Source organism: Streptomyces sp. NRRL WC-3549 (assembly GCF_000721935.1).
In the GTDB taxonomy this organism is placed as follows: Bacteria; Actinomycetota; Actinomycetes; order Streptomycetales; family Streptomycetaceae; genus Streptomyces.
Genome location: NZ_KL585469.1, coordinates 2,467 through 3,531, shown reverse-complemented (window position 1 = coordinate 3,531; position 1,065 = coordinate 2,467). Strand labels below are relative to the sequence as shown.

General features: G+C 72.8%; 1 pseudogene. It reads left to right on the top strand.

Features of this window, described 5'->3' with window-relative positions:
* Positions 1-28: 28 nt before the first annotated feature.
* Positions 29-1,065, top strand: a pseudogene (locus IH13_RS0136250) (KR domain-containing protein); the annotation flags it as partial.

The following is a 1,065-nucleotide window of genomic DNA, read 5'->3' as shown; positions in this document are numbered from 1 at the left end:
CGACTGGAATGCCCTGTTCGCCGGACATGTGCCTACCCACCTGGACCTGCCCACCTACCCCTTCCAGCGGCAGCGCTACTGGATCGACGACCTGCGCCCGGTCATGGACGCACCCGCCGGCCCCGCCGGTGAACTCTCCGTGGCCGACGCGCAGTTCTGGGAGGCCATCGAACAGCAGGACATCGGATTCCTGACCGACAGCCTCGCCCTCGAAGGAGGCGAGGAAGCACGCTCCGCCCTCGGCGCGATGCTGCCCGCACTCTCCTCCTGGCGCCGACGCAGCCGCGAGCTCTCAACGGTCGACGACTGGCGCTACGAAGTGGCCTGGCGCCCGATGCCCGAAGCCTCCGCGAGCCGTCTCTCCGGGTATTGGCTGGTGATCGTCCCCGAGAGCCACGACAAGGACGAGCTCGTACTCGGATGCCTGGAGGCCCTGGCCGCCCACGGCGCCGGCACCCACTCCGTCACCGTCGACGCGGGTGAACTGCACCGCGACCTGTTCGCCGACCACGACCTGCCCTCCGGCATCGAGGGCGTCCTGTCGCTGCTCACCCTGGACGACGCGCCGCACGCAGGCTTCCCCGACGTGCCGCGAGGCTACGCCGCCACCGTCGCGCTGCTCCAGGCGCTGGGCGAGGCCGGGGTGGCGGCGCCGCTGTGGTGCGCCACGCGAGGTGCGGTCCAGGTGGGCCCCGCCGACGCGCTGGACGGTCCGGAGCAGGCCATGGCCTGGGGCATGGGCCGGGTCGCCGCGCTGGAACACCCCGACCGGTGGGGCGGTCTCATCGACCTGCCCCCGACACTGGACGCGCGCACGGGAGCGATGCTCAGCGGCGCGCTCGGCGGCGCCGGGGACGAGGACCAGCTGGCGATCCGGCCCTCGGGTACATTCGTACGCCGACTGAACCGGGCCCGCCTCGGCGCGGCCGCCGGGTCCCGGACCTGGGACCTCACGGGTACCACGCTCATCACCGGCGGGACCGGAGCCCTCGGCGGCCAGGTCGCCCGCCGGCTGGCCGGCGACGGCGCCGAGCACCTGCTGCTGATCCTGTCTCTTATACACAT